Below are 25,088 nucleotides of genomic sequence, written 5' to 3'. Positions count from 1 at the left end.
TGCGGACAGAGTGACAGACTGGCCCCGCCCATAAGCGCCGAGTTACTGAAGTGGGCCGCCATGAGTGAGAACAGTGCTACGCGTGTGCTCGAAGACGGACAGAAAGATGACCAGATTCGAGCATCGGATCTGCGTCCGCTACTCGCCGCGATGACGGCCGCCCGGGACGGGCACTTCGCGAAGGTGACGGAGACCGGCGCCCATGGCGTCACGGCCGAACTGGCCGCGATCTTCAATCAACTGGTCGACCGCAATGTCCACTTCACCACCGAAGTCCAGCGGGTGAAAAGGGAGTTGGTGCGATACGGCCGGCTCGACGAGCGGCTCTCGCCGAGCCCCGGGGCGGGCGCCTGGGCGTCCCGGGTCAGCGATGTGAACCAGCTGCTGGACGCCCTGGTGGCCCCGGCGGCGAACGCGACCCGGGTCCTGGACGCGGTGGCCGGCGGCGATCTGACCCAGCGGGTCGACCTGCACGACGGCAACCGCCAGTTGCGCGGTGATCTGCGGCGGCTGGGGCGGGCCGTGAACAGGATGGTCGACCAGTTGTCGTTGTTCACCGGCGAGGTGACCCGGGTGGCGCGCGAGGTCGGCACCGAGGGGCGGCTGGGCGGTCGGGCCAAGGTGCAAGGGCTGTCGGGAAGTTGGCGGGATGTGACCGAGGCGGTCAACACCATGGCGTCCCGGCTGACGGCCCAGGTGCGGGACATCGCCCTGGTGACCACGTCGGTGGCGCGCGGCGACCTGACCCGTTCGGTCACCGTCGAGGCCACCGGTGAGCTGCTCGAGCTGAAGCTGACCGTGAACACGATGGTGGACCAGCTCTCCGCCTTCGCCGACGAGGTCACCCGGGTCGCCCGCGAGGTCGGCACCGAGGGCCAGTTGGGCGGCCGGGCCCAGGTGCGGGGCGTGTCGGGGGTGTGGAAGGACCTCACCGACAACGTCAACTTCATGGCGTCGAACCTGACCTCGCAGGTGCGGAACATAGCCCAGGTCACGACCGCCGTCGCCAACGGCGACCTGAGCCAGAAGATCACCGTCGACGCGCAGGGCGAGATCCTGGAGCTGAAGTCCACCATCAACACGATGGTCGACCAGCTCTCCGCCTTCGCCGACGAGGTCACCCGCGTGGCCCGCGAAGTCGGCACCGAGGGCAACCTCGGCGGGCGCGCTCAGGTGCGGGGGGTGAGCGGTGTCTGGAAGGACCTCACCGACAACGTCAACTTCATGGCGGACAACCTCACTTCGCAGGTCCGCAACATCGCCCTGGTCTCCACCGCTGTGGCCCAGGGCGACCTCGGCAAGAAGATCACGGTGGAGGCGAAGGGCGAGATCCTGGAGCTCAAGTCCACCATCAACACGATGGTCGACCAGCTCTCCGCCTTCGCCGACGAGGTCACCCGGGTGGCCCGCGAGGTCGGCACCGAAGGCAATCTCGGCGGCCAGGCGCAGGTGCGAGGTGTGTCGGGTGTCTGGAAGGACCTCACCGACAACGTCAACTTCATGGCTCTGAACCTGACTTCGCAGGTCCGCAACATCGCCCAGGTGACGACCGCGGTCGCCAACGGCGACCTCTCCAAGAAGATCACCGTGGACGCGCGCGGCGAGATCCTCGAACTCAAGGACACCGTCAACACGATGGTGGAGCAGCTGCGCGCCTTCGCCGACGAGGTCACCCGGGTGGCCCGCGAGGTCGGCACCGACGGCCGGCTCGGCGGCCGCGCCCAGGTACTGGGCGTGTCCGGGGTGTGGCGGGACCTGACGGACAACGTCAACTACATGGCGGACAACCTCACTTCGCAGGTCCGCAACATCGCCCAGGTGACCACGGCCGTCGCCAACGGCGACCTCTCCAAGAAGATCGACGTGGACGCCCGGGGCGAGATCCTGGAGCTGAAGACCGCCATCAACACCATGGTCGACACGCTGTCCTCCTTCTCCTCCGAGGTCACCCGCGTGGCCCGCGAGGTCGGCTCCGAGGGCCAGCTCGGCGGCCAGGCCCGGGTCGAGGGCGTCTACGGCACCTGGAAGCGTCTGACGACGAACGTGAACGAGCTCGCCCTGAACCTGACCACCCAGGTCCGCGCGATCGCCGAGGTCGCCTCCGCGGTGGCCCAGGGCGACATGTCCCGCTCGATCACGGTGGAGACCCAGGGCGAGGTCACCGAACTCAAGGACAACATCAACCTGATGGTGGCCAACCTCCGCGAGACCACCCGCGCCAAGGACTGGCTGGAGTCCAACCTGGCCCGCCTGGCCGCGCTGATGCAGGGCCACCGGGACCTGATGGAGGTCGCCGACCTGCTGCTGCGCGAGCTGACCCCGCTGGTGAACGCCCAGTACGGCGCGTTCTTCCTGGCCGACCCCGACGAGGACAGTGCGGCTCTGCGGACCACCGTTCCCGCGAAGGGACTCGCGTTCATCGCCGGTTACGGCTCGGCGCAGGGCGCGACCATGGAGACCGGCGGCCTCCCGGTGCACGGCCTGGTCCGGCAGGCCGCCCGCGAGAAGAAGCGGATCCTGGTCGAGGAGGCCCCGCCGGACTACATCAAGATCAACAGCGGGCTCGGTGAGGCGGCGCCCACCAGCGTGGTCATCATCCCGATCCTCTTCGAGGACAAGCTCCTCGGCGTGATCGAGCTGGCGTCGTTCTCCCGCTTCTCCGACGTCCATCTCGCCTTCTTCGACCAGTTCGTGAACACCATCGCCGTCGCGATCAACACGATCATCGCCAACTCCCGTACGGAGTCCCTGCTCGGCGAGTCCCAGCGCCTGGCCCGCCAGCTCCAGGAGCGCTCCGACGAACTGCAGAAACAGCAGGCGGAGTTGCAGCGCTCGAATGCCGAACTGGAGGAGAAGGCGGCCCTGTTGGCGACCAGCTCCCAGTACAAGTCGGAGTTCCTGGCGAACATGTCGCACGAGCTGCGCACCCCGCTCAACTCCCTGCTGATCCTGGCCCGGCTGCTCTCTGACAACCCCGACGGCCATCTCTCCGACCAGGAGGTGCAGTTCGCGACGACGATCCACCGCTCGGGCTCGGACCTCCTCCAGCTGATCAACGACATCCTCGACCTGTCGAAGATCGAGGCGGGCCGGATGGACGTACGCCCGAAGAAGCTGCCGCTGATCAAGCTGCTCGACTACGTCCACGCCACCTTCCGCCCAGTCACCATCGACCGGGGGCTCGCCTTCGAATTGGCGGTCGGCGAGGACGTGCCGCGCGAGATGTACTCGGACGAGCAGCGGCTCCAGCAGATCCTGCGCAACCTGCTCTCCAACGCGATCAAGTTCACCGCGTCGGGCCGGGTCGAGCTGCGCGTCAACCGGGTCACGGACACCGAGCTCCACCACGTCCGCGACAGCGGTCAGGTGATCGCGTTCTCCGTCAGCGACACCGGCATCGGCATCGCGCAGGAGAAGCTGCCGGTGATCTTCGAGGCGTTCCAGCAGGCCGACGGCACCACCAACCGCAAGTACGGCGGCACCGGCCTCGGTCTGTCGATCAGCCGCGAGATCGCCGGTCTGCTCGGTGGCCGGATCGTCGCCGAGAGCGAGCCCGGCAAGGGCTCCACGTTCACGCTGTACGTCCCCGTGGTCAGCCCCGGCCACGCGGCGACCGGCCCCACCCCCGAGGAACACACCCTGCCGGTACCGGAACAGCCGTCGACCGAGCTCTTCACCTCCGCCGAGGTGGACGACTCCTGGCCGACGCCCACCAAACTGGAGGCGTGGAAGAGGGGCCGGGCGGGACAGGTGCTGCCCGGGCGGCGGGTGCTGATCGTCGACGACGACATCCGCAACGTCTTCGCGCTGACCCATGTCCTGGGCCGGGTCGGCATGCCCGTCCTCTACGCCGAGAACGGCCGGGAGGGCATCGAGACGCTGGAGCGCAACCCGGACGTCGAGCTCGTCCTGATGGACATCATGATGCCGGAGATGGACGGTTACGAGACGATCGCCGCCATCCGCCGCACCCCGCGCTGGACGGGCCTGCCGATCGTCGCGCTGACCGCGAAGGCGATGCCGGGCGACCGGGAGAAGTCGATCGCGCGGGGCGCCAACGACTACGTACCCAAGCCGGTCGACGTGGACCAGCTGCTGACCGTCGTGTGCGCGCTCCTCGACCCGGAGGGCCCGCAGGGCGACGATGGCACCCAGGGGCCCGCGGCCGACGCGGTGACCGACGCAGCGGAACCGGGCATGACAGGCGAAGTGCCGGTCCCGCCGACGACTGAATGAGGCACAGTCACCATGAGCGCTGAGGCAACGACCGAAGAGCGCGCCAGCATCCTCCTCGTCGACGACATGGAGGACAACCTGGTCGCCCTGGAGGCCGTCCTGGGGTCCCTCAACGAGCCGCTCGTCCGCGCACGTTCGGGCGAGGAGGCCATGAAGGCACTGCTGCGGCAGCAGTTCGCCCTCGTCCTGCTCGACGTCCGCATGCCGGGCATGGACGGCTTCGAGACCGCCGCGAACATCAAACGGCTCGATCAGACCAAGGACGTCCCGATCATCTTCCTGACCGGCGCGGAGGACGACTCCGGCTACGCCTTCCGCGGCTACGCGACCGGCGCCGCGGACTATCTGACCAAGCCCTTCGACCCCTGGGTGCTCCGGGCGAAGGTCACCGTCTTCCTGGACCTGCACCGCAAGAACCAGCAACTGAAGCGACTGCTGGCCCAGGACCAGGGCGAGGTGAACACCCGACTGGCCGAACTGGAGAAGCAACTCTCCGGAGAGAACCCCCCGGACCTGGCGGCACTGCGCACACAGGTCCGGGAGATACGCCGACTGGTCGGCGGAGGGCGCCTGTAACGCCCCACGCCCCTACGCCTCGCGAGCCCCGGCGTACATCTCGTCGATGAGGTGCTTGTACTCCCGCTCCACCACCGGCCGCTTCAGCTTGAGGCTCGGAGTGATCTCGCCGTGCTCGACGTCGAGGTCACGCGGCAGCAGCCGGAACTTCTTGATGGTCTGCCAGCGCTGGAGACCCTCGTTGAGTTCCTTGATGTGGCCCTCGATCATCTCGACGGTGGCCGGCGCGGCCACGACCTCGGCGTACGACTTGCCCTCCAGGCCGTTCTCCTTCGCCCAGCCGAGGATCGACACCTCGTCGAGGGCGATGAGGGCGGTGCAGAAGTTCCGGTCGGCGCCGTGCACCAGGATGTTGGAGACGTACGGGCACACCGACTTGAACTGTCCTTCGACCTCGGTGGGCGCGATGTACTTGCCGCCGGAGGTCTTGAAGAGGTCCTTCTTGCGGTCGGTGATGCGGAGGTAGCCGTCGGGCGACAGCTCGCCGATGTCGCCGGTGTGGAACCAGCCGTCGGCCTCCAGCACCTCGGCGGTCTTCTCCGGCAGCCGGTGGTAGCCCTCCATGATGCCGGGACCGCGCAGCAGGATCTCGCCGTCCTCCGCGATCCGTACCTCCGTGCCGGGCAGCGGCTTGCCGACCGTGCCGGTGCGGTACGCCTCGCCCGGGTTCACGAAGGAGGCAGCCGAGGACTCGGTCAGCCCGTAGCCCTCGAGGATGTGGATGCCGGCACCGGAGAAGAAGAACCCGATCTCGGGGGCGAGGGCCACGGAGCCGGAGACACAGGCGCGCAGATTGCCGCCGAAGGCCTCGCGGATCTTGGCGTACACCAGCTTGTCGGCGACCGCGTGCTTGGCGGCGAGGCCGAAGGGGACGCTCGCCGTGCCGGTGCGGCGGAAGTTGTCCTGGGCGACCTTGGCGTACTCGCGGGCGACCTCGGCGGCCCAGCGGAAGATCTTGTACTTGGCGCCGCCGCCCGCGCGGGCCTTGTTGGCGATGCCGTTGTAGACCTTCTCGAAGATACGAGGGACGGCCGCCATGTACGTCGGCTGCACGATCGGCAGATTCTCGATGATCTTGTCGACTCGGCCGTCGACGGCGGTGACGTGACCGACCTCGATCTGCCCCGAGGTGAGCACCTTGCCGAAGACGTGCGCGAGCGGCAGCCACAGGTACTGCACGTCCTCGACGCTCACCAGACCGGTCGCGGCGATCGCCTTCGCCATGTACGCCCAGTTGTCGTGCGGCAGGCGGACACCCTTGGGGCGGCCGGTGGTGCCGGAGGTGTAGATGAGGGTGGCGAGCTGGTCCTTGGTGATCGCGCCGACCCGCTCCTTGATCAGGTCGGGGTCCTTCTCCAGGCGGGCCGTGCCACGGGCCTCCAGCTCGGCGAGGGTCAGCACCCAGTCGCCGGTCTCCACGCCCTCGGCGTCGATGACCACGACATGGGTCAGGTCGGGCAGCTCGGCGCGCTTCTCCTGCGCCTTGGCCAGCTGCTCGGCGTTCTCCGCGAACAGCACGCGGCTGTCGGAGTCGGCGACGATGAACGCGGACTCGTCGGCGTTGGTCTGCGGATACACCGTGGTCGTGGCGGCACCGGCGCACAGGATGCCGAGGTCCGCGAGGATCCACTCGATCCGGGTCGCGGAGGACAGGGCGACCCGCTGCTCGGGCTGCACCCCGAGCTCGATCAGGCCGGCGGCGATGGCGTAGACCCGCTCGGCGGTCTGCCCCCAGCTCAGCGACTTCCAGTCGTCGGGACCCTCGCCGGAGGCCGAGGGCACGGGGTAGCGGTACGCCTCGGCGTCCGGAGTGGCCGAAACGCGCTCCAAGAAGAGGGACGCCACGCTCGGCGGACGGTTCTCGATCAGGGTCTGTGTGTCGCTCACGACATCCTCCGGGGCCCGCGACGGTGCGGCGGCTGGCTCAGTGCGGCTGGTGACTCGAGGGGTGTTGTTTAACTCACGAGTAACTATCGAGTGGAGATCAGAGTAGAACGCGACCGACGCCGATGTAAGGGGCGGCGGCCTGTCACTTCCTACAGAGCGCGACACTACGCACGCGTAGGGGCCCGTCGCTCTCACCCGCGACAGGCCCCTGTTTTCACGGGAAAACGACGCTACTTCTTGCCCTTGCCGGAACCCGCGTTGTCGTCGCTGCTCAGCACGGCGATAAAGGCCTCCTGCGGAACCTCCACAGAGCCCACCATCTTCATCCGCTTCTTGCCCTCCTTCTGCTTCTCCAGCAGCTTCCGCTTACGGGAGATGTCACCGCCGTAGCACTTGGCGAGGACGTCCTTGCGGATGGCGCGGATGGTCTCGCGGGCGATGACCCGGGAGCCGATGGCGGCCTGGATGGGGATCTCGAAGGCCTGCCGCGGGATCAGCTCGCGCAGCTTGGCGACGAGCCGTACGCCGTACGCGTAGGCGGCGTCCCGGTGGGTGACGGCGGAGAAGGCGTCGACCCGGTCGCCGTGGAGCAGGATGTCGACCTTCACCAGCTGGGCGTCCTGCTCGCCGGTGGGCTCGTAGTCCAGGGAGGCGTAGCCACGGGTCTTGGACTTCAGGTTGTCGAAGAAGTCGAAGACGATCTCGGCGAGCGGGAGCGTGTAGCGGATCTCGACGCGGTCCTCGGAGAGGTAGTCCATGCCGAGGAGGGTGCCGCGACGGGTCTGGCAGAGCTCCATGATCGAGCCGATGAACTCGCTGGGAGCGAGGATCGTGGCCCGGACGACCGGCTCGAAGACCTTGTCGATCTTGCCCTCGGGGAACTCGCTCGGGTTGGTGACCGTGTGCTCCTTCCCGTCCTCCATGATCACGCGGTAGACCACGTTGGGCGCGGTGGCGATGAGTTCGAGGTTGAACTCGCGCTCCAGGCGCTCACGGATGACGTCGAGGTGCAGCAGCCCGAGGAAGCCGACGCGGAAGCCGAAGCCGAGGGCCGCGGAGGTCTCCGGCTCGTAGACCAGCGCGGCGTCGTTGAGCTGGAGCTTGTCGAGGGCGTCGCGCAGCTCGGGGTAGTCGGAGCCGTCCAGCGGATACAGGCCCGAGAAGACCATCGGCTTGGGGTCCTTGTACCCGCCGAGGGCCTCGGTGGCGCCCTTGTCCTTGCTGGTGATCGTGTCACCGACCTTGGACTGACGGACGTCCTTCACGCCGGTGATGATGTAGCCCACCTCGCCGACGCCGATGCCGTCGGCCGGTGTCATCTCGGGGGCCGAGACGCCGATCTCGAGGAGCTCGTGGGTGGCGCCGGTCGACATCATCCTGATGCGCTCGCGCTTGTTGAGCTGGCCGTCGATGACACGGACGTAGGTGACGACGCCCCGGTAGGAGTCGTAGACCGAGTCGAAGATCATCGCGCGGGCGGGGGCATCCTTGACGCCGACCGGCGCCGGCACGTCCCGGACCACACGGTCGAGCAGCGCGTCCACGCCGACACCGGTCTTCGCCGAGACCTTGAGCACGTCCTCGGGCTGGCAGCCGATGAGGTTGGCGAGCTCCTCGGAGAACTTCTCCGGCTGGGCGGCCGGCAGGTCGATCTTGTTCAGTACGGGGATGATCTTGAGGTCGTTCTCCATCGCCAGGTACAGGTTGGCGAGAGTCTGGGCCTCGATGCCCTGGGCGGCGTCGACCAGGAGGACGGTGCCCTCACAGGCGGCCAGCGACCGGGACACCTCGTACGTGAAGTCCACGTGCCCCGGGGTGTCGATCATGTTGAGGATGTGGGTCTTGCCCGGGTCCTCGGTCGGGGCCCAGGGCAGTCGGACTGCCTGGGACTTGATCGTGATGCCACGCTCACGCTCGATGTCCATGCGGTCGAGGTACTGAGCACGCATCTGGCGCTGATCGACCACTCCGGTCAGCTGGAGCATGCGGTCGGCGAGCGTGGACTTGCCGTGGTCGATGTGCGCGATGATGCAGAAATTGCGGATCAGAGCCGGGTCGGTACGGCTCGGCTCGGGCACATTGTTAGGGGTCGCGGGCACGCAGGGTCCTGTCTCTTGAGGCGCCTTGTGCCTCGGGTCGGATCGATACGTAGGCTCCATGGTCCCATGGGCGGCGACCGGAGGCCGTTTTGGGCCGTCGGTCGGCCCACTGGTACTGTGGGTGGCTGTGTCTCCTGCCCTCTCAGCACGAGGCACACCCCAAGAAATCACCTGGCCCGGGTCCCTTGTGGTCCCGTGCCTGAACCTGAAAAGGCTCAATCAGTGGCGAACATCAAGTCCCAGATCAAGCGGATCAAGACCAACGAGAAGGCTCGGCTGCGCAACAAGGCCGTCAAGTCCTCCCTGAAGACCGCCATCCGCAAGGCCCGTGAGGCCGCTGCCGCGGGTGACACCGAGAAGGCCACCGAGTACCAGCGCGCTGCTGCGCGTCAGCTCGACAAGGCCGTCGCCAAGGGCGTCATCCACAAGAACCAGGCCGCCAACAAGAAGTCGGCGCTTGCTTCGAAGGTCGCTTCCCTCAAGGGCTGACACCTCTATCTGATCTGATCTTTTTGATCTGACTGCCGGAAGGACCCAGAGCGGGCCCTCTCTCATCCGCTCCCACCCGGCACCCAGAGCTCGTACGCGGCCTGCGTTCGCCACGCGGGTATGAGCTCGAAAGCTTGGTCCGAAGGCCCCGGAGCCCGCCCTTCCCCAGGGCGGAAGCCGGGGCCTTCGGCATGGGCCTTCGCATGCGCTGTCACGACCAGAAGTCGTCGGCCCTGTCGATGTCCTCGACACACTCGTCGAGATCGGTGACCTTGTCTCCCACGATCCGGAAGACGATGCAGCCGTCTTCCTCCAGCCGCTTCCCGTTGCGTTCCGCGGTGAAGTGGTGCAGTGCGACGACATGGCCGCGACCGTCGACGAGGAGGCTGCGCAGCTCGGCGCTCATCGTGCCGTTGGTCTCCTCGAACAGCCGGCCGTACATCTCGATGATGGCGTCCTGTCCCTTGTAGTCCCCCGAGAGCGGGTGACTACCGGGCACATGCTGCGTACAGTCCGCGGTCATCAGACCACGCAAGGCGTCCATGTCACCGCGCTGAAAGGCCTCGTAGCCCTTGCGGACGAGCACAGCGTGCGGGTGTTCAGCCATGGCAACCGCCACCTTCCCGTTGCTTCGGCGATATACGGCTGATGGACCTGATTGTCCTCCGGGAGAAGCCCGCCGTCACGCCGATATAGGCAACTACAGCCCGTCCGGCGTTTGAGGACGAGGCCCTTTCGGGGCCGACGGGGGTCTGGGGGCGCAGCCCCCAGGAACGGGGTCGAAGGGGCAGCGCCCCTGGAGGACGGGACGGGTAGGGGCGGCGGGGGCGAAAACAGCCCGACGCCGGCCACGGACGAACCTCAGCGAGGCCCGCTACCCCCGCCCTCGCGACCGCGCCGCCCGAGCAATCACCACGACCGCCTTCTCCAGGGCGTACCCAGGATCGTCCCCCCCGCCCTTCACCCCCGCATCCGCCTCGGCAACGGCCTGCAACGCCACAGCGACCCCATCCGGCGTCCACCCCCGCATCTGCTGCCGCACCCGATCGATCTTCCACGGCGGCATCCCCAGCTCCCGCGCGAGATCCGCCGGCCGCCCACCCCGAGCCGACGACAGCTTCCCGATCGCCCGCACCCCCTGAGCCAACGCACTCGTGATCATCACCGGCGCCACCCCCGTGGCCAACGACCAGCGCAACGCCTCCAGCGCCTCCGCCGCCCGCCCCTCGACCGCCCGGTCGGCGACGGTGAAGCTCGACGCCTCGGCCCGCCCGGTGTAGTACCGCCCCACGATCGCCTCGTCGATCGTCCCCTCGACATCGGCGACCAGCTGCGACACGGCCGACGCCAGCTCCCGCAGTTCACTCCCGATCGCATCGACGAGCACCTGACAGGCCTCGGGTGTGGCGGACCGCCCGGTCGCCCGGAACTCCTGCCGCACGAAGGCCAGCCGATCCGCCGGCTTGGTCATCTTGGGACAGGCGATCTCCCGCGCCCCCACCTTCCGCGCGGCGTCGAGCAACCCCTTGCCCTTCAGCCCGCCGGCATGCAGCAGCACGAGCGTGATCTCCTCGGCGGGGGCCGAGAGGTACGCCTTCACGTCCTTCACGGTGTCGGCCGACAGATCCTGCGCATTGCGTACGACCACGACCTTGCGCTCCGCGAAGAGCGACGGACTGGTCAACTCGGCGAGAGTGCCGGGCTGCAACTGTTCCGGGTTCAGATCCCGTACGTCCGTGTCGGCGTCAGCGGCCTTCGCGGCGGCCACCACCTCCCGCACGGCACGGTCGAGCAGCAGGTCCTCCTGCCCCACGGCCAGCGTCAGCGGGGCAAGGGGGTCGTCGTTCGCACTCTTCTTTGCCATCGTCGACAAGCATGGCACGGGCCACTGACAGCGAGCCCCGCCCACCGCACGAGCCCGACGGGCAGCCCCACCCCTACGGCTCCTCCCGCCACCCGTCCCACTCCCCCGCGAACTCGTCCAGCGTCCCGGGATCCAGCCGTCCGTCCTCGTCCCGCAGCACAACGAGCCACTGCGCGTCCTCGGCGTCGTCCTCCCCGGCCAGCGCGTCGCGGACGATGCGGGGCTCCTCAGCCACCCCGAACCGCTCCCTGAGCGCCTCCGCCACCTCCGCCGCGGCATCCCGATCAGGCAGCACCAGCACATGTCTCACATCGCTCACCCAGCCATTGTCCGGCACCCGGATAGCCTCGAACCCCAGCTCAGCCCACGACCACCAGGACCTGCCCCGCTGTCCCGGCCCATCCACCTCACCCCGTCTTCCGCGCCACCGGCACCCGATCGAGCTCCACCCCGAACCGCTCCCGGTACACCCCCAGCACCTCCTCGTCCGTCCCCAGCTCCCGCACCTCGCGGGTCCCGTCCGCCCCCGTCACCGTGAAGCTGCGCCCGCTGAGCGTGATCCTGCCGCCGTCCTCCGTCACCCGCGAACACACTGGCGACCGTGTGAAGTGCGAGGCCGGCGAGGTGCTGTGCCACCAGGCGCCCGCCACGAAGTCACCGAGCACCCGGGGCCGTACCTCCAGGCGGTACTGGGGCTTGCCGCCCATGACGACGTCCAGGTCGGCCGTCTCCGCCCCCACGTGCCCGCCCCGCACCCCGGCCGCGTCCGCCCCGGCCTCGACGATCCGGAACGTGCCCCCGGGGTCCACCTGTTCCCCCCGCGCCCCCATCGCCAGGGGATGGTGGCTGTGCGCCCCGAAGCCGACGTCGGCCAGCCAGTCGCCCCCGTCCACCGTCCGCACCCGCAGGGCGAGATGGTCGTAGGGGATGCCGAGGCGCTCCTCCTCCCCGTACACCCGGGCCGCGAGCAGTGTCACCTCGAAGCCCAGCGCGGCGAGCAACGCCCCGAAGCAACCGTTGAGTTCGTAGCAGAACCCGCCCCTTCGCGCCCCCACCACCTTGTCCAGCAGCCGTTTCTCCTCCAGCACGATCTCCTCGCCGAGATGGATCGACAGGTTCTCGAAGGGCACGGTCTGCAGATGGCGCAGTTGCAGCTCGCGCAGGACGTCCGCGGTGGGCCACGCCGGGTGCTCGGCACCGAGGCGGCGGAGATAGGCATCAACCTGTGCGGAATTCATGCCCTCAGTCTCCCGCCACCCGTATCGACTCACCCGTTCCCAGGACCGCCAGCGCCCCGTCCTCGTCCGTCCGCAGCACCATCGCCCCGTGGGCCCGCAGCGCCGCGACCGTGCCGGGGGCCGGATGTCCGTATGTGTTGTCCCTCCCCACCGAGATGAGCGCCAGCCGCGGAGCCGCTCTGCGTATCAGTTCCGGATCCTGGTAGGCCGAGCCGTGGTGGGCGACTTTGAGGACGTCTACGCCACCCAGCAGCGCGCCCGCCGGGGATCTCAACAGAGCCCGCTGGGCCGGGGGTTCGAGATCGCCGAGGAGCAGGAACCGCAGTCCGCCCGACCGCACGAGGAGGGCGACGCTGGCGTCGTTCGGCCCTTCCGGTTCCGTCGAGAGGGCCGGAGCTCCCCCGGTCGGCGGCGGCCACACCACCTCCCAGTCCAGCGCCCCGGTGCGCCGTCGCTCCCCCGCCACGGCACGGGTGAGCGGAATCCGCTGCCGCGCCGCCTGCCGCCGTACGAACTCCACCTGGTCCACCGGTTCCTCGAACCCGGTCGTCTCGATCGCCCCCACGCTCCGCCCGCGCAGCACGCCGGGCAGCCCTGCCACGTGGTCGGCGTGGAAGTGGGTCAGCACGACCAGCGGGATCCTGGTGATGCCGAGGGTGCGCAGACACCGGTCGACGAGCGTCGGATCGGGCCCCGCGTCCACCACCACACCGGTACCGTCGCCCGCCGCGAGCACGGTCGCGTCCCCCTGCCCCACATCGCACATCACCAGCCGCCAGCCGGGCGGCGGCCACCCGGTGATCACGCGGGCCAGCGGCGGCGGCTGCACCACCACCAGCAGGAGCAGTACTCCGCAGACCCCGCACCACGCGGGATGCCGCGACAGCCGCCGCCCGGCCGTCACCACGGCCACCGTGACCAGGGCGAGCAGGACCGCGCCGGTCCAGCTGCCGGGCCAGTCGATCCCGGCGCCGGGCAGGGACGCCCCGGTACGGGCGACGTCCGCGATCCATCCCGCGGGCCAACTCGCGCACCAGGCCAGTGCCTTGGCGACCGGCATCACCAGGGGTGCCGTGGCCAGCGCGGCGAAGCCCAGCACGGTGGCCGGCGCCACGGCGAACTCCACGAGCAGATTGCACGGCACCGCCACCAGGCTGACCCGCGCCGACAGCACCGCGACGACCGGCGCGCACAGGGCTTGCGCGGCACCCGCGGCGGCCAGCGCCTCGGCCAGCCGCGGCGGCACCCGCCGCGCTCGCAGGGCCGCGCTCCAGCGGGGCGCGAGCGTGAGCAGGGCCCCGGTGGCCAGCACGGACAGCAGGAATCCGTAACTCCGGGCCAGCCAGGGGTCGTACAGCACCAGCAGCAGGACGGCCGTCGCCAGCGCCGGGATCAGCGACCTGCGGCGCCCGGTCGCCAGGGCGAGCAGGACCACGGTTCCGCAGGCCGCGGCCCGCAGCACGCTCGGGTCCGGTCGGCACACGACGACGAAGGTGAGCGTGAGCGCCCCGCCGAGCAGCGCCGTCGTCCGCAGGGGGATGCCGAGCCGGGGTGCGAGCCCCCGGCGCTCTACGCGCTGGGCCAGTCCTGGCGGCCCGATGAGCAGGGCCAGGATGATCGTGAGGTTGCTCCCGGAGACGGCGAGCGTATGCGCGAGGTCGGTCTCCTTGAACGCCTCGTCCAGGTCCGGGGTGATCCGCGAGGTGTCCCCGACGACGAACCCGGGCAGCAGCGCCCGCGCATCTCCGGGCAGCCCGTCGGTGGCCTCCCGCAGCCCGCCCCGCAACCGCCCGGCGAACCGCTGCACCCCCGACGGCCCCGCCACGACCTCCGGCGCCCGCTGCCCCCGCACCCGCACCACGGCCGCGACCCTGTCCCCGCCCACCATCACCGGCGCCAGCCGCGCGGAGACACGGAACCGTGTGGAGGGCAGCAACCGCAGCCAGGGCGAGGAACCGGGCCCGCCGACCAAGGAGCCGCCACCACCCGCCGCCCGGTCGGCGAAGGGACTCCCCCCTTTCGATCCGTCGGCGAAGCCGCCCCCACCTGCCGCCCCGAGGCCAGATCCGCCCCCGTTCACCGCCCCGCCGGAACGATCCACGCCTCCCTCTCCGCCCCGGGCAACGGCACTCGGACTCCCTCGACCTCCCGAACCCGCCGTCGGCGCCCCGGCCCCTCCGTCCGCACTCCCTCCGGTCCCTGTCACGTCGACCATCACCAGCACCGGTGTCCGCGTGTCCACCACCGCCCCGCCCGCCTTCTCCACCCGCCGCACCTCACCCTTGATCAGCACGGAGGTCGGCGCCGGACGGTCTCCCTGGACCCTCGGCCGGGTGAGCCGGGGATCGGAGGTGACCTCGATCTCGGCGGTCGCGGTCGCGTACTCCCGCGCCAGCCCGGGTACGGGCCCACGGCGCAGATCGGCTCCGTGCAGTCCGGCCGAGACGGCGGCCGCGGCGACGCAGAGCAGCGCGGCGGCGACGGGGACCCGTGGCCCCGCACGTCCCCGGGTCAGCAGCAGCACACCTGCCGCCACCAGGCACAGGACGGCGATCCCGGTGATCCACTCGGGCGCGGCGTCCAGCGTCAGCGCCGCCGTCGCCCAGGCGGCGAGCGCGGGTGGGACGAGTCGTAGGTCGGCCGGCCCTTCCTGGCGGGGGTTGGCGTCCCCGAGCCGTGTGCCGGAGGCGGCGTGCACGGCTCGGCGAGACCGGGGCATCGGGGGTGGGGATGGGGAGGAGGGCTGACCCTCGGGTACGTGACTCATGGCCGTACGAGATTCCGCAGATCGGCGAAGCGCCGTTCTCCGATGCCGTTGACCTCGCGCAGTTCGTCCACCGAGCGGAAGCCGCCGTGCTGGGTGCGGTAGTCGACGATGTGCTGGGCCAGGACCGGGCCGACCCCCGGCAGGGTGTCCAGTTGGTCCACGGTGGCCGTGTTGAGGGGGACCGGGGCAGCGGGTCCCGCTCCCGGCACGGATCCGGCGGAACCGACCGGACCGCCGCCCGCCGGCCCGCCCTGGCCGGCCCCGGGCGCGGCAGGGCCGCCGACCACGACCTGCTCGCCGTCCACGAGGAAGCGAGCACGGTTGAGCCCCTCGGTGTCCGTACCGGACCGCACCCCACCGGCCGCGCGCAGTGCGTCGGCGACGCGCGAACCCGCGGGGAGCCGGTGGACGCCGGGCTCGCGGACCTTGCCACTGACGTCCACCACGATCTCGGCCACGGGCGAGCCCACCGCGTTCGGCGCACCGGCCGAAGCTCCGGGACCGGCCTGCTCACTCCGCTCCGCGAAGGGGGCGGCCACGACTTCGGGTGGGCGCACCGCCTGCGTCCGCCCCGCCCAGAAGTGCTGCACGGCGAAGCCCGCGGCGACGACGAGCACCACCGCCAGCGCGACCACGCTCCGCCGCTCCAGGCCGCACCTGGTCTGCAACCACACCGGCATCCGCTCCCGCAGAGCCAGCCCGGCCCGCACTCGCCGGTCGCCCGTCGTAGGAGGGACATCAGCCCAGTCCACCGGTGCCGGCCCGGCGTCAGGGCCGAAGTCCGTGTCCGCGCCGATTCCGTCGGCTTCCGCACCGGGCACACCACCCCCGTCGAGGCCCGGCGGCCCCGTCCCCGCCTCGCGTCGCTCCCCGACGCGATCGGCGAACATGACCTCCGCACGCCGACGGAGTTCCTCGGCCGAGGCGTACCGGTGCCGACCCCGTGGCGTCCGGTGGTGGTGTTGGTGGTGACGGGTACGGACGTCGGAGGCAGGCCCACGGCCCGGCCCGCTGGTCGGAGTCGCTGTGCGTGAACGTGATCGAAGTGCCATGCGACGAGGATCGGGCACCCGGCACGCTCGCGATGATCTTGCTCAATTCCCGGGGACGCCACCCCGGTTGTGGATAACTCCGCCACCCTCACGAGTGGCAGCCGACCACCCGCCCACAGCCTTCGATGACGGCGTCACCGCACCTTCGCGTCACCGCCTCACCGCGGCGAGACCACGGTCCCCAACAGCCCGGGCCCCGTATGCGCCCCGATCACCGCACCGACCTCACTGACATGCAGATCCGCCAGCCCCGGCACCCGCGCCCGCAGCCGGTCCGCCAGTGCCGACGCTCGGTCGGGGGCGGCGAGATGATGAACTGCGATGTCGACCTGCGCGCTGCCCGCCCGGTCGGCCACGATCTCCTCGAGGCGGGCGATCGCCTTCGACGCCGTGCGCACCTTCTCCAGCGGTTCGATCCGCCCGCCCTGCAACTGGAGCAGCGGCTTGACCGCGAGCGCGGAGCCGAGGAGTGCCTGTGCGGCGCCGATCCGGCCGCCGCGGCGCAGATAGTCGAGAGTGTCGACGTAGAAGAAGGCGGACGTCCCGGCGGCCCGCTTCTCCGCGGCGGTGACGGCCTCGTCCACCGTGCCGCCCGCCTCGGCCACCTCCGCCGCCGCGAGGGCGCAGAAACCGAGGGCCATCGCGATCATCCCGGTGTCCACGACCCGTACCGGCACCGGTGCCTCGCGCGCCGCGAGGACCGCGGCGTCGTAGGTGCCGGAGAGCTCGGCGGACAGGTGCAGGGAGACGATGCCGGTCGCGCCGGACTCCGCGACCCGCCGGTAGGTCTCCGCGAAGAGCTGGGGGCTGGGGCGCGAGGTGGTGACCGGGCGCCGCTTCTGCAGTGCCTGGGCCAGGGATCGGGTCGAGATCTCGGTGCCCTCTTCGAGGGCCTGGTCGCCGAGGACGACGGTCAGGGGCACCGCGGTGATGCCGTGGCGCTCCATCGTCCGCTGCGGCAGGTAGGCCGTTGAATCGGTGACGATCGCGACATGGCGGGACATGAGCTGGAGGTTACCTGCCGTAGCGCCAGGGCGGCAGCCCGACCCCTGTCACCTGGAACAGCCTTGACCGGATCAAGTCGTGCTCTCGGGACGGGGCTTCTTCTGCCAGGGGTACGCGGGGCGCTGTGCCGGCGGGGTGATGGCGGGCCGGGTCGGTTCGTCGGCGGTGCGTGACTTCGGTGTCTCCGGCCAGGTCTGCCGGGCCGTGGTGGCGTCGGCGACGGGTGCCTCGGGCCACGGGGGCGGGGACTGCGCGGGCTCGGTCGGCTCCGCTGTCGTCCAGTGCCGCAGCGCGCCGGCCTCCATGTCGATCTGGGAGCTCAGCGAGTCCAGGTCGTCGTCCGCGAAGCGGCGGGCGCGGTCCCGGGCCGCCCAGCGCAGTGAGTCCGCGGAGTGCGTGATCTGCTCGGTCCGCTCGCGCAGCCCCGGCAGTCGCTCGGCGAGCGTCGCCCGGTCCGGTTCGGACTCCAGGCGCCTGAGTTCGGCGTCCAGTTCGTGTCCGTGGGCGCTGAGCCGCTGGAAGAGGGCGAGGGACTCCTTGAGGGACTCGTCCTCGGCCACGCCCGCGTGCAGGGCGTCCTGGGTGGCGCGCATGGAGGTGCGCAGCTTCAGCCGCAGTTGCGCCAGTTCGCCCGCCGCGCCGGGCTGGGCGAAGGACTTGGCCCGCAGTGTGTGGTCCTCGACCGTGCGGCGGGCCTGGGTGATGGTGCGGTCCACGCCGCGCTTGGCCGCGCCGACCACCTTCACCGTGGCGTAGGCGCCGAGCACCAGGAAGAGCACGAAAAGCAGAGCGACTATCGCCATCAGTGCCTCCACGATGCTCCTCCTTGGACCGGACGCGATGCTCCGCGCCGCTCTTCAACGGTAAACGCAACGGGCAGGCGCGGAGTTCCGGAAGAACCCCGAACCTGCCCGTACGGAACCCCTAGGGGGCGCCGTGGCTCACGACGGAACGATGTTCACCAGCTTCGGCGCGCGCACGATCACCTTGCGGATCCCCGCCCCGTCCAGCGCCGCCACGACCTTGTCGTCGGCCAGCGCCACCTTCTCCAGCTCCTCGTCGGAGATGGCCGGGGACACCTCCAGACGGGCCTTGACCTTGCCCTTGATCTGCACCACGCAGGTCACGGTCTCGTCCACGACGTACGCCGGGTCGGCGACCGGGAAGTCCTGGTGGACGACCGAGTCCGTGTGACCCAGCTTGCGCCACAGCTCCTCGGCGATGTGCGGGGCCAGCGGCGCGACCAGCAGCACCAGCGACTCGGCGACCGAGCGGGGCACCGGGCCGCCCGCCTTGGTCAGGTGGTTGTTCAGCTCGGTGACCTTGGCGATGGCGGTGTTGAACCGCATCCCGTCCAGGTCCTGACGCACGCCGTCGATGGCCTTGTGCAGGGCGCGCAGGGTGTCCTCGTCGGGCTCGGCGTCGGTCACCACCAGCGAGCCGGTCGCCTCGTCGACGACGTTGCGCCACAGCCGCTGCAGCAGCCGGAACTGGCCGACCACCGCGCGCGTGTCCCACGGCCGGGAGACGTCCAGCGGGCCCATGGCCATCTCGTACAGGCGCAGGGTGTCGGCGCCGTACTCCTCGCAGATCTCGTCCGGAGTGACGGCGTTCTTCAGGGACTTGCCCATCTTGCCCAGCAGCCGGGAGACCTTCTCGCCCTGGTAGTAGTACGCGCCGTCGCGCTCCTCCACCTCGGCGGCCGGCACCGCGATGCCACGGCTGTCGCGGTAGACGAAGGCCTGGATCATGCCCTGGTTGAACAGCTTGTGGAACGGCTCCACGGAGGAGACGTGGCCCAGGTCGAACAGCACCTTGGACCAGAAGCGCGCGTACAGCAGGTGCAGCACGGCGTGCTCGGCGCCGCCGACGTACAGGTCGACACCGCCGTGCGGCTGGCCCTCGCGCGGGCCCATCCAGTACTGCTCGATCTCCGGGTCGACCAGCTGCTCGCTGTTGTGCGGGTCCAGGTAGCGCAGTTCGTACCAACAGGAACCGGCCCAGTTGGGCATGGTGTTGGTCTCACGGCGGTACGCGCGCGGACCGCGCCCGTCGCCCAGGTCCAGGGTGACGTTCACCCAGTCCGCGTTGCGCGACAGCGGCGTCTCGGGAGAGGTGTCGGCGTCGTCCGGGTCGAAGGTGCGCGGCGAGTAGTCCTCGACCTCGGGCAGCTCCAGCGGCAGCATCGACTCGGGCAGGGAGTGGGCGATGCCGTCCTCGTCGTAGACGATCGGGAAGGGCTCGCCCCAGTAGCGCTGCCGGCTGAACAGCCAGTCGCGCAGCCGGAAGTTGACGGTGCCCTCACCGACGCCGGAGCGCTCCAGCCACTCGGTGATGCGCGCCTTGGCCTCGACGACGCCCAGGCCGTCCAGGGAGACACCCTCACCGCTGGAGTTGATGATCTTCGCGTCGTAGGACGCGAAGGCGTTCTCCCACGTGGAGGTGTCGGTGCCCCGGCCGTCCGTCGGCTCGACGATGCAGTGGATCGGCAGCTCGAAGGCGCGCGCGAACTCGAAGTCGCGCTGGTCGCCCGCCGGGACGGCCATGATCGCGCCGGTGCCGTAGCCCATCAGGACGTAGTCGGCGATGAAGACCGGGATCCGGTCGCCGTTGACCGGGTTGGTGGCGTACGAGCCGATGAAGACGCCGGTCTTGTCCTTGGCCTCGGCCTGTCGCTCCACGTCGGACTTGGAGGCGGCCTGCGCGCGGTAGGCGGCGACGGCCTCGGCCGGGGTCGCGTGACCGCCGGTCCACACGTCGTGGGTGCCTTCGGGCCACTCCTGCGGCGTGAACTTCTCGACCAGCGGGTGTTCGGGCGCCAGCACCATGTAGGTGGCGCCGAACAGGGTGTCCGGGCGCGTGGTGAAGACGGTGATGTTCTCGCCGTCGATGGGGAAGTCGACGCGGGCGCCCTCGGAGCGGCCGATCCAGTTGCGCTGCTGCAGCTTGATGGCCTCGGGCCAGTCCAGCGCGTCCAGGTCGTCCAGCAGCCGGTCGGCGTAGGCGGTGATGCGCATGTTCCACTGGCGCAGCTTGGCCTTGAAGACGGGGAAGTTGCCGCGCTCGGAGCGGCCGTCGGCGGTGACTTCCTCGTTGGCCAGTACGGTGCCCAGCCCGGGGCACCAGTTGACCGGGGCGTCGGAGGCGTAGGCCAGGCGGAACTCGCCCAGGACGTCGGCCCGCTCGGCGGCGGTCAGCTCGTTCCACGCGCGTGTGTGTCCCGGTACGGCGCGCTCACCGGTCTCGAACTGGGCGATCAGCGAGGAGATCGGGCGGGCCTTCTTCGCCTCGTCGTCGTACCAGGAGTTGAAGATCTGCAGGAAGATCCACTGGGTCCACTTGTAGTACTCCGGGTCGATCGTGGCGAACGACCGGCGATTGTCGTGGCCCAGACCCAGCCGGCGCAGCTGGACCTTCATGTTCTCGATGTTGGCCTCGGTGGAGACACGCGGGTGCGTGCCGGTCTGCACGGCGTACTGCTCGGCGGGCAGGCCGAAGGCGTCGAAGCCCAGGGTGTGCAGGACGTTGTGGCCGGTCATCCGCTGGAACCGGGCGTAGACGTCGGTCGCGATGTAGCCCAGGGGGTGGCCGACGTGCAGACCCGCACCGGAGGGGTACGGGAACATGTCCATGATGAACTTCTTGGGCTTGGCGACCAGCTCCGGGTCACCGGCCAGGTCACCTTTGGGGTTCGGCGCGGCGTACGTGCCCTCGACGTCCCAGAAGTCCTGCCAGCGTGCCTCGATCTCGGCCGCCACGGCGGCCGTGTAGCGGTGCGGCGCGGCCACCTCGGCAGCGGGGTTCGTCTCGCTCATGATCCTTAAGCTCCATCGATCGTCTCTGCCAGCGGCTGTGTCGTTCAGGAAACGAAAAATCCCCTCGCACAGGAGGGGACGCCGCGCCGATTCCGACCCACCCGGTTCGCCCGGCGGTCGGGACTGATCAGCGCGGCCCGCTAAGCAGAAGGCGTACGGCACGCATGGCGTCAGAGTACCGCAGCCGTTGAGCAAGCCGCGACGCGCTTACGTATGCCTCTTCGGCACCGGGTGCCGTTCGCTCCAACCCCGCAGAGCACTCCAACATCACCCGCCTAGAACTGAACAAGAGTCAAAAGTTACTTCGCGTAACGACTAGTAAAGGACATCACAACAACCGCATAGTCCTTTGGTAACAACGCAATAACTCAAACCTCGTACCGATCGGTATGGCTCCACTTAGAGTGCGGCAGCGGGACCGCTTTCCCGAACTGCTCGGAGTTGCCCCCATGAACGCTCGTCGTAGTAACAGCTCGCTCCCCAGGACAGGCCGCTCGGCCTATGGCGTGGTGTCGGCTGTCGTCCTGCTTTTCATACCCGTGTTCGTACTGGTCGGAGGTGAAAGGGTCCGCGACTTCCTGAACTTCGGCGCGGGCGTGCTCTCCCTCGTCTGCCTCACCTGCTCGGTGATCTGGGGCCTGGTCGCCCAGGACCGGATCTTCCTCAATCCGCAACAGCGGATCATCGGCCAGGCGGTGCACCGGACGACGGCGGTCGGCTCGATCGCGTTCCTGCTGCTGCACATCACCACGAAGGTCGCCCTCGACCACACATCGCTGATCTCGGCGATCATCCCGTTCTCACTCGGCGTCACCGGCAGCGCCGGCCTGATCGGCCTGGGATCACTGGCCGGCCTGCTGATGATCTTCGTGGGCATCACCGGCGCCCTGCGCAGCCAGTTCGCCTCCCCGGCCCCAGTCGCCGCCCGCTGGCGCGCCATGCACATGCTGGCCTACCCGGCCTGGTGCTTCGCCCTGGTCCACGGCCTGTACTCGGGCCGCGAGGCCAAGCCGATCTTCGTGATCCTCTACAGCCTCTCGCTGGCCGGCGTCATCGGCGCACTCGCCCTGCGCGCGGCGCCCCGCCCGATCAAGCGCAAGGTCGCCGACCGGATCCAGGCCGTCCTGGGCACCGGGGAGCGGCCGGGCCGCGAGGAGCTGGACGCGAGCCGTGCCAGGAACGCGGAGACCGCGTCCGCCCTGCCGGGCTACGAGAACAAGCGCGCGGGGCAGTCGCGTACGGCCCCGTCCTACGAGGCCCCCGCGCCGCCCGCCCCCGAGCCCGCGAACGGCTTCGCGGCCGCTTACCGCGCCGTCACACCGACCCCGCGCATCCCGCAGCAGCCGTCCTACGGCGCCGACCAGACCGCCCGCATGGACCTGCCGATGGACATGCAGCCCACGGAGGCGATCCCGCGCTACGACACCGGCGGCAGCACCTCGGGCAGCTGGCCGATCCCGTCGCCCCCGCCGGTCGGCGAGGCACCTCCGTCGGCCTACGACCCACTCCAGGACACCGGATACAACATCCCGACCTACCGCAATACGGACACATCCGGATACGGCACGAGTGATGTGTACGACACCGGTGAGTCGAACAACTTGTCCGGCGCGTACTACCCGAACGACACGTACAACAGCGGTCCCGCCACTGATCCATCGCCCGGTGATTCGTATGACTTCGACACACCGGGCTCGGGCGAACCTTGGAACATGCCTTCCGGAGGCTATAGGTGAACGAGGCCCTGCCCGACGTCCCAGAAGTCCGCGTGGTCGGTCTTCCTCAGCTCACGTCGGGCTTCGACCTTGTCGAAAGACTTGACCTGCCCATGCACCTGAAGGTGCACGGGCCGCTCGAACCCCTGGGCGGCGAACAACTCGCGAAGCTGGCCGAGAACATCAACCTGAAGGGCCGCGGCGGCGCGGGCTTCCCCTTCCACAAGAAACTGCGCTCGGTCGCCGAGGCGGCCATCAAGCGCGGTGTGCGCCCGGTCGTCGTCGTCAACGGCAGCGAGGACGAACCGGCCTGCCGCAAGGACACGGTGCTCATCAACCGTGCCCCGCACCTCATCCTGGACGGCGCCCTGCTGGTCGCCGAGGCCCTGGGTGCGCGCACGCTCGTGGTGGGGGTCACCCGGGAGTCCACCCAGCGGTCCATGGAGGCCGCGCTCGCCGAACGCGGCCTCAGCAACGGCCGCCGGTCGGCGCTCCGCGCGCGCGTGCAGCGCAATCCCGTCCGTATGGTCACCGGAGCGGCGGCCTCGCTGATCCGCTCCATCGACGGCGGTCCGGCGATCCCGCCCGGCCGCAAGGTCAGCGCCTCGCAGAACGGCGTCGGCGGCGCGCCCACCCTGCTGTCGAACGCGGAGACGTTCGCGCAGCTGGCGATCGCCGCCCGCATCGGCCCGGAGCGCTACGGCAACACCGGCCTGTACGACGAGCCGGGCACCGTCATGCTCACGGTCTCCGGCGCGGTCGCCCGCCCCATGGTGATCGAGGCCCCCACCGGCGTGCCGCTGCGCTACATCCTGCAGCTCGCCGGCGCCCCGCCGGTCCCGCAGGGCGTGCTGACCGGCGGCTACCACGGCAAGTGGATCGACGCCGCGACGGTCAACGAGGCGGTCGTCTCGCGCAACTCGCTGGACGCGGTGGGCGGTGCGCTCGGCGCGGGCGCGATCCTGCCGATCAGTCAGGAGACCTGCCCGCTGGGCGAGTCGCTGATGGTGGCGAAGTGGCTGGCCGAGGAGAGCGCGGGGCAGTGCGGTCCCTGCTACCTCGGTCTGCCGGCCGCCGCGCGCGGCCTGGAGGACATCCTCAACGGCGGCGGCCCGGCCGCCCTGGAGGCCCTCAAGCAGGTCGCCAAGAACGTGAAGCGGCGCGGCGCGTGCTCGCACCCGGACGGCTCCGCGATGTTCCTGGAGTCGACCATCAAGGCGTTCACCGACGACCTCGCCGCGCATGTCCTCGGCAATGGCTGCGGACGGCCCGTGGAGGGCGTTCTGCCGCTCTTCGAGGGCGGCGTGACGCCCGCGGGCCTCCCGGGTGGCGCCGCCGCCGAGGAGAACGGCCCCAGCCGCCAGAAGATCTACGTCGACTGGACGCTGTGCCGCGGCCACGGCCTGTGCGCCGACATCCTCCCGGAGGTCTTCGAACTCGGCGCCGACGGCTTCCCCACCGTCGCCCAGGCCCAGGTGCCGCGTTACGCCGAGGCGAAGGCGCTCCGCGCGGTCCGCCGCTGCCCCGCCCTCGCCCTGCGCCTCGAGGAGGCGGCCCCGCGCGACAACAGCGCGTCCCGCAACCTCCCCGTCCTCTCCCAGGGCCGCGGCCGCCGCGCACTGGGGCGCTGAGCCGGCATCACGAAGGGGGCCGCCCGGATCGGGCGGCCCCCTTCGTCGTCAGCGGGGACGCGGGACAACTGCCCCTGGAAACGCAAGAATCCCGCCGGATCAGATGATCGGGCGGGATCTTTCTGTGGAGCTAAGGAGAATTGAACTCCTGACCTCCTGCATGCCATGCAGGCGCTCTACCAACTGAGCTATAGCCCCTTGCGCTGGCCTCGTGGGTTTCCCCCGGCGGCGACGCCAACATTACACGCTCCCCCGGGTGGAACACCAAATCGTTTCCGTGAGGCCCGCCACCGACGGGCCTCACGCAGTGACGAACGAGTAGAACCGTTTGAGCGTGCAGTGTTCCTCAAGGAGCCGGCCGTAGATCGGCTCGCCCTCGAGTTCACGGTACGTCTCGATCGGGTCGCCTTTTATGATCAGCGCCCGCGCGCACTCCTCGCACCAGTACTGGTAGTCGGGATTGACCGGCTCCATGTCCCGCACGATCGGCGTCCCGCTGCCGCACCAGTCGCACTTTCGCCTGTGTGCACCCATCGATCAGCTCCAGCTGTGGCCGCAGGCCGTGCACACGTAGGAAATCCCGCCGTTGTCACCGAGGACTTGGGCGACATGGAGGGAACCGCAGGAAGGGCAGGTGAGCCGGGTGACCGTATCCCGTGTCGACGCTGCTTCAAGGAGGTGGCCCACCTCCTTGAGGATGCTCGCAGGCATCAC

The 25,088-nt window shown here is 69.9% G+C and carries 18 protein-coding genes and 1 tRNA gene; 5 read left to right on the top strand and 14 right to left on the bottom strand.

The genetic code is table 11. From position 1 onward, the window contains the following. Positions 1-60: 60 nt before the first annotated feature. The gene (locus tag QF037_RS30850; RefSeq protein ID WP_307030770.1) at positions 61-4,236 is read left to right on the top strand and encodes a HAMP domain-containing protein; all 4,176 of its coding nucleotides are present in this window, start codon (positions 61-63) and stop codon (positions 4,234-4,236) included. 12 nt (positions 4,237-4,248) lie between these two features. Next, on the top strand, positions 4,249-4,812 hold the full coding sequence (locus QF037_RS30845) for a response regulator (protein ID WP_307030768.1): 564 nt from the start codon (positions 4,249-4,251) through the stop codon (positions 4,810-4,812). 12 nt (positions 4,813-4,824) lie between these two features. On the opposite strand, the gene QF037_RS30840 is transcribed toward QF037_RS30845, so the two are convergent. Both QF037_RS30840 and lepA read right to left on the bottom strand, forming a co-directional pair. After that, positions 4,825-6,699 carry an AMP-dependent synthetase/ligase gene (locus tag QF037_RS30840; RefSeq protein ID WP_307030766.1) on the bottom strand — a complete coding sequence of 625 codons (1,875 nt, stop codon included), beginning with the start codon at positions 6,697-6,699 and terminating at the stop codon, positions 4,825-4,827. Positions 6,700-6,929: 230 nt separating this feature from the next. Beyond that, positions 6,930-8,798, bottom strand: a complete 1,869-nt coding sequence (gene lepA, locus QF037_RS30835) for a translation elongation factor 4 (protein WP_307030764.1) — start codon at positions 8,796-8,798, stop codon at positions 6,930-6,932. A gap of 222 nt (positions 8,799-9,020) precedes the next feature. On the opposite strand from lepA, the gene rpsT reads away from it, so the two are divergent. Then, entirely contained in the window at positions 9,021-9,287 is a 267-nt protein-coding gene (gene rpsT / locus QF037_RS30830) for a 30S ribosomal protein S20 (RefSeq protein ID WP_093909403.1), read from the top strand. Positions 9,288-9,498: 211 nt separating this feature from the next. Here rpsT and QF037_RS30825 read toward each other — a convergent pair whose 3' ends face one another. The 9 genes from QF037_RS30825 to leuS all read right to left on the bottom strand — a co-directional run bounded on the left by QF037_RS30825 (position 9,499) and on the right by leuS (position 21,028). After that, a complete protein-coding gene (locus QF037_RS30825) occupies positions 9,499-9,894 on the bottom strand; it encodes a nuclear transport factor 2 family protein (protein WP_307030761.1) in 396 nt (131 codons plus the stop codon). A 267-nt stretch (positions 9,895-10,161) separates the two neighbouring features. Beyond that, positions 10,162-11,151, bottom strand: coding sequence for a DNA polymerase III subunit delta (gene holA, locus QF037_RS30820; RefSeq protein WP_307030759.1), 990 nt, complete (start codon positions 11,149-11,151; stop codon positions 10,162-10,164). A gap of 73 nt (positions 11,152-11,224) precedes the next feature. Continuing rightward, positions 11,225-11,470 (bottom strand): hypothetical protein, encoded by a 246-nt coding sequence (locus tag QF037_RS30815; RefSeq protein WP_307030757.1) that lies wholly within the window; start codon positions 11,468-11,470, stop codon positions 11,225-11,227. Between the two features lie 88 nt (positions 11,471-11,558). Then, positions 11,559-12,389: an arylamine N-acetyltransferase family protein gene (locus QF037_RS30810; RefSeq protein ID WP_307030755.1), complete on the bottom strand. Its 831-nt coding sequence runs from the start codon at positions 12,387-12,389 to the stop codon at positions 11,559-11,561. Between the two features lie 4 nt (positions 12,390-12,393). Then, positions 12,394-15,108, bottom strand: a complete 2,715-nt coding sequence (locus QF037_RS30805; RefSeq protein ID WP_307030753.1) for a ComEC/Rec2 family competence protein — start codon at positions 15,106-15,108, stop codon at positions 12,394-12,396. A gap of 44 nt (positions 15,109-15,152) precedes the next feature. After that, entirely contained in the window at positions 15,153-16,208 is a 1,056-nt protein-coding gene (locus QF037_RS30800; protein ID WP_307030751.1) for a ComEA family DNA-binding protein, read from the bottom strand. A 158-nt stretch (positions 16,209-16,366) separates the two neighbouring features. Continuing rightward, positions 16,367-17,212: a DegV family protein gene (locus tag QF037_RS30795; protein ID WP_307030749.1), complete on the bottom strand. Its 846-nt coding sequence runs from the start codon at positions 17,210-17,212 to the stop codon at positions 16,367-16,369. Positions 17,213-17,284: 72 nt separating this feature from the next. Then, the gene (locus QF037_RS30790; protein WP_373463838.1) at positions 17,285-18,016 is read right to left on the bottom strand and encodes a hypothetical protein; all 732 of its coding nucleotides are present in this window, start codon (positions 18,014-18,016) and stop codon (positions 17,285-17,287) included. A gap of 138 nt (positions 18,017-18,154) precedes the next feature. Further along, complete coding sequence (leuS, locus tag QF037_RS30785; protein WP_307030745.1) at positions 18,155-21,028, bottom strand: leucine--tRNA ligase; 2,874 nt, start codon at positions 21,026-21,028, stop codon at positions 18,155-18,157. Between the two features lie 449 nt (positions 21,029-21,477). On the opposite strand from leuS, the gene QF037_RS30780 reads away from it, so the two are divergent. Both QF037_RS30780 and QF037_RS30775 read left to right on the top strand, forming a co-directional pair. Next, entirely contained in the window at positions 21,478-22,764 is a 1,287-nt protein-coding gene (locus QF037_RS30780) for a cytochrome b/b6 domain-containing protein (protein ID WP_307030743.1), read from the top strand. Further along, positions 22,761-24,374, top strand: coding sequence for an NADH-quinone oxidoreductase subunit NuoF family protein (locus QF037_RS30775; protein WP_307030741.1), 1,614 nt, complete (start codon positions 22,761-22,763; stop codon positions 24,372-24,374). The genes QF037_RS30780 and QF037_RS30775 overlap by 4 nt, the downstream gene beginning before the upstream one ends. Positions 24,375-24,499: 125 nt before the next feature. On the opposite strand, the gene QF037_RS30770 is transcribed toward QF037_RS30775, so the two are convergent. From QF037_RS30770 to QF037_RS30760, 3 genes are all read right to left on the bottom strand, one after another. Continuing rightward, positions 24,500-24,572, bottom strand: a tRNA-Ala gene (locus tag QF037_RS30770). A gap of 102 nt (positions 24,573-24,674) precedes the next feature. Then, the gene (locus QF037_RS30765; protein ID WP_003976229.1) at positions 24,675-24,908 is read right to left on the bottom strand and encodes a hypothetical protein; all 234 of its coding nucleotides are present in this window, start codon (positions 24,906-24,908) and stop codon (positions 24,675-24,677) included. Between the two features lie 3 nt (positions 24,909-24,911). Then, positions 24,912-25,085 (bottom strand): hypothetical protein, encoded by a 174-nt coding sequence (locus QF037_RS30760; RefSeq protein ID WP_107080567.1) that lies wholly within the window; start codon positions 25,083-25,085, stop codon positions 24,912-24,914. Between the last annotated feature and the right edge of the window lie 3 nt (positions 25,086-25,088).

This window comes from Streptomyces canus, assembly GCF_030815415.1.
Classification (GTDB): Bacteria; Actinomycetota; Actinomycetes; order Streptomycetales; family Streptomycetaceae; genus Streptomyces; species Streptomyces canus_F.
Note: the sequence above shows the minus strand (reverse complement) of the source record. Positions and strands in the feature narration are given on the sequence as shown.

Coding starts and splice junctions, on each gene's coding strand:
- QF037_RS30850 (WP_307030770.1), top strand. CDS start 61: ATGAGTGAGAACAGTGCTACGCGTGTGCTCGAAGACGGACAGAAAGAT.
- QF037_RS30845 (WP_307030768.1), top strand. CDS start 4,249: ATGAGCGCTGAGGCAACGACCGAAGAGCGCGCCAGCATCCTCCTCGTC.
- QF037_RS30825 (WP_307030761.1), bottom strand. CDS start 9,894: ATGGCTGAACACCCGCACGCTGTGCTCGTCCGCAAGGGCTACGAGGCC.
- holA (WP_307030759.1), bottom strand. CDS start 11,151: ATGGCAAAGAAGAGTGCGAACGACGACCCCCTTGCCCCGCTGACGCTG.
- QF037_RS30810 (WP_307030755.1), bottom strand. CDS start 12,389: ATGAATTCCGCACAGGTTGATGCCTATCTCCGCCGCCTCGGTGCCGAG.
- QF037_RS30805 (WP_307030753.1), bottom strand. CDS start 15,108: ATGCCCCGGTCTCGCCGAGCCGTGCACGCCGCCTCCGGCACACGGCTC.
- QF037_RS30800 (WP_307030751.1), bottom strand. CDS start 16,208: ATGGCACTTCGATCACGTTCACGCACAGCGACTCCGACCAGCGGGCCG.
- QF037_RS30795 (WP_307030749.1), bottom strand. CDS start 17,212: ATGTCCCGCCATGTCGCGATCGTCACCGATTCAACGGCCTACCTGCCG.
- QF037_RS30790 (WP_373463838.1), bottom strand. CDS start 18,016: ATGGCGATAGTCGCTCTGCTTTTCGTGCTCTTCCTGGTGCTCGGCGCC.
- leuS (WP_307030745.1), bottom strand. CDS start 21,028: ATGAGCGAGACGAACCCCGCTGCCGAGGTGGCCGCGCCGCACCGCTAC.
- QF037_RS30780 (WP_307030743.1), top strand. CDS start 21,478: ATGAACGCTCGTCGTAGTAACAGCTCGCTCCCCAGGACAGGCCGCTCG.
- QF037_RS30765 (WP_003976229.1), bottom strand. CDS start 24,908: ATGGGTGCACACAGGCGAAAGTGCGACTGGTGCGGCAGCGGGACGCCG.
- QF037_RS30760 (WP_107080567.1), bottom strand. CDS start 25,085: ATGCCTGCGAGCATCCTCAAGGAGGTGGGCCACCTCCTTGAAGCAGCG.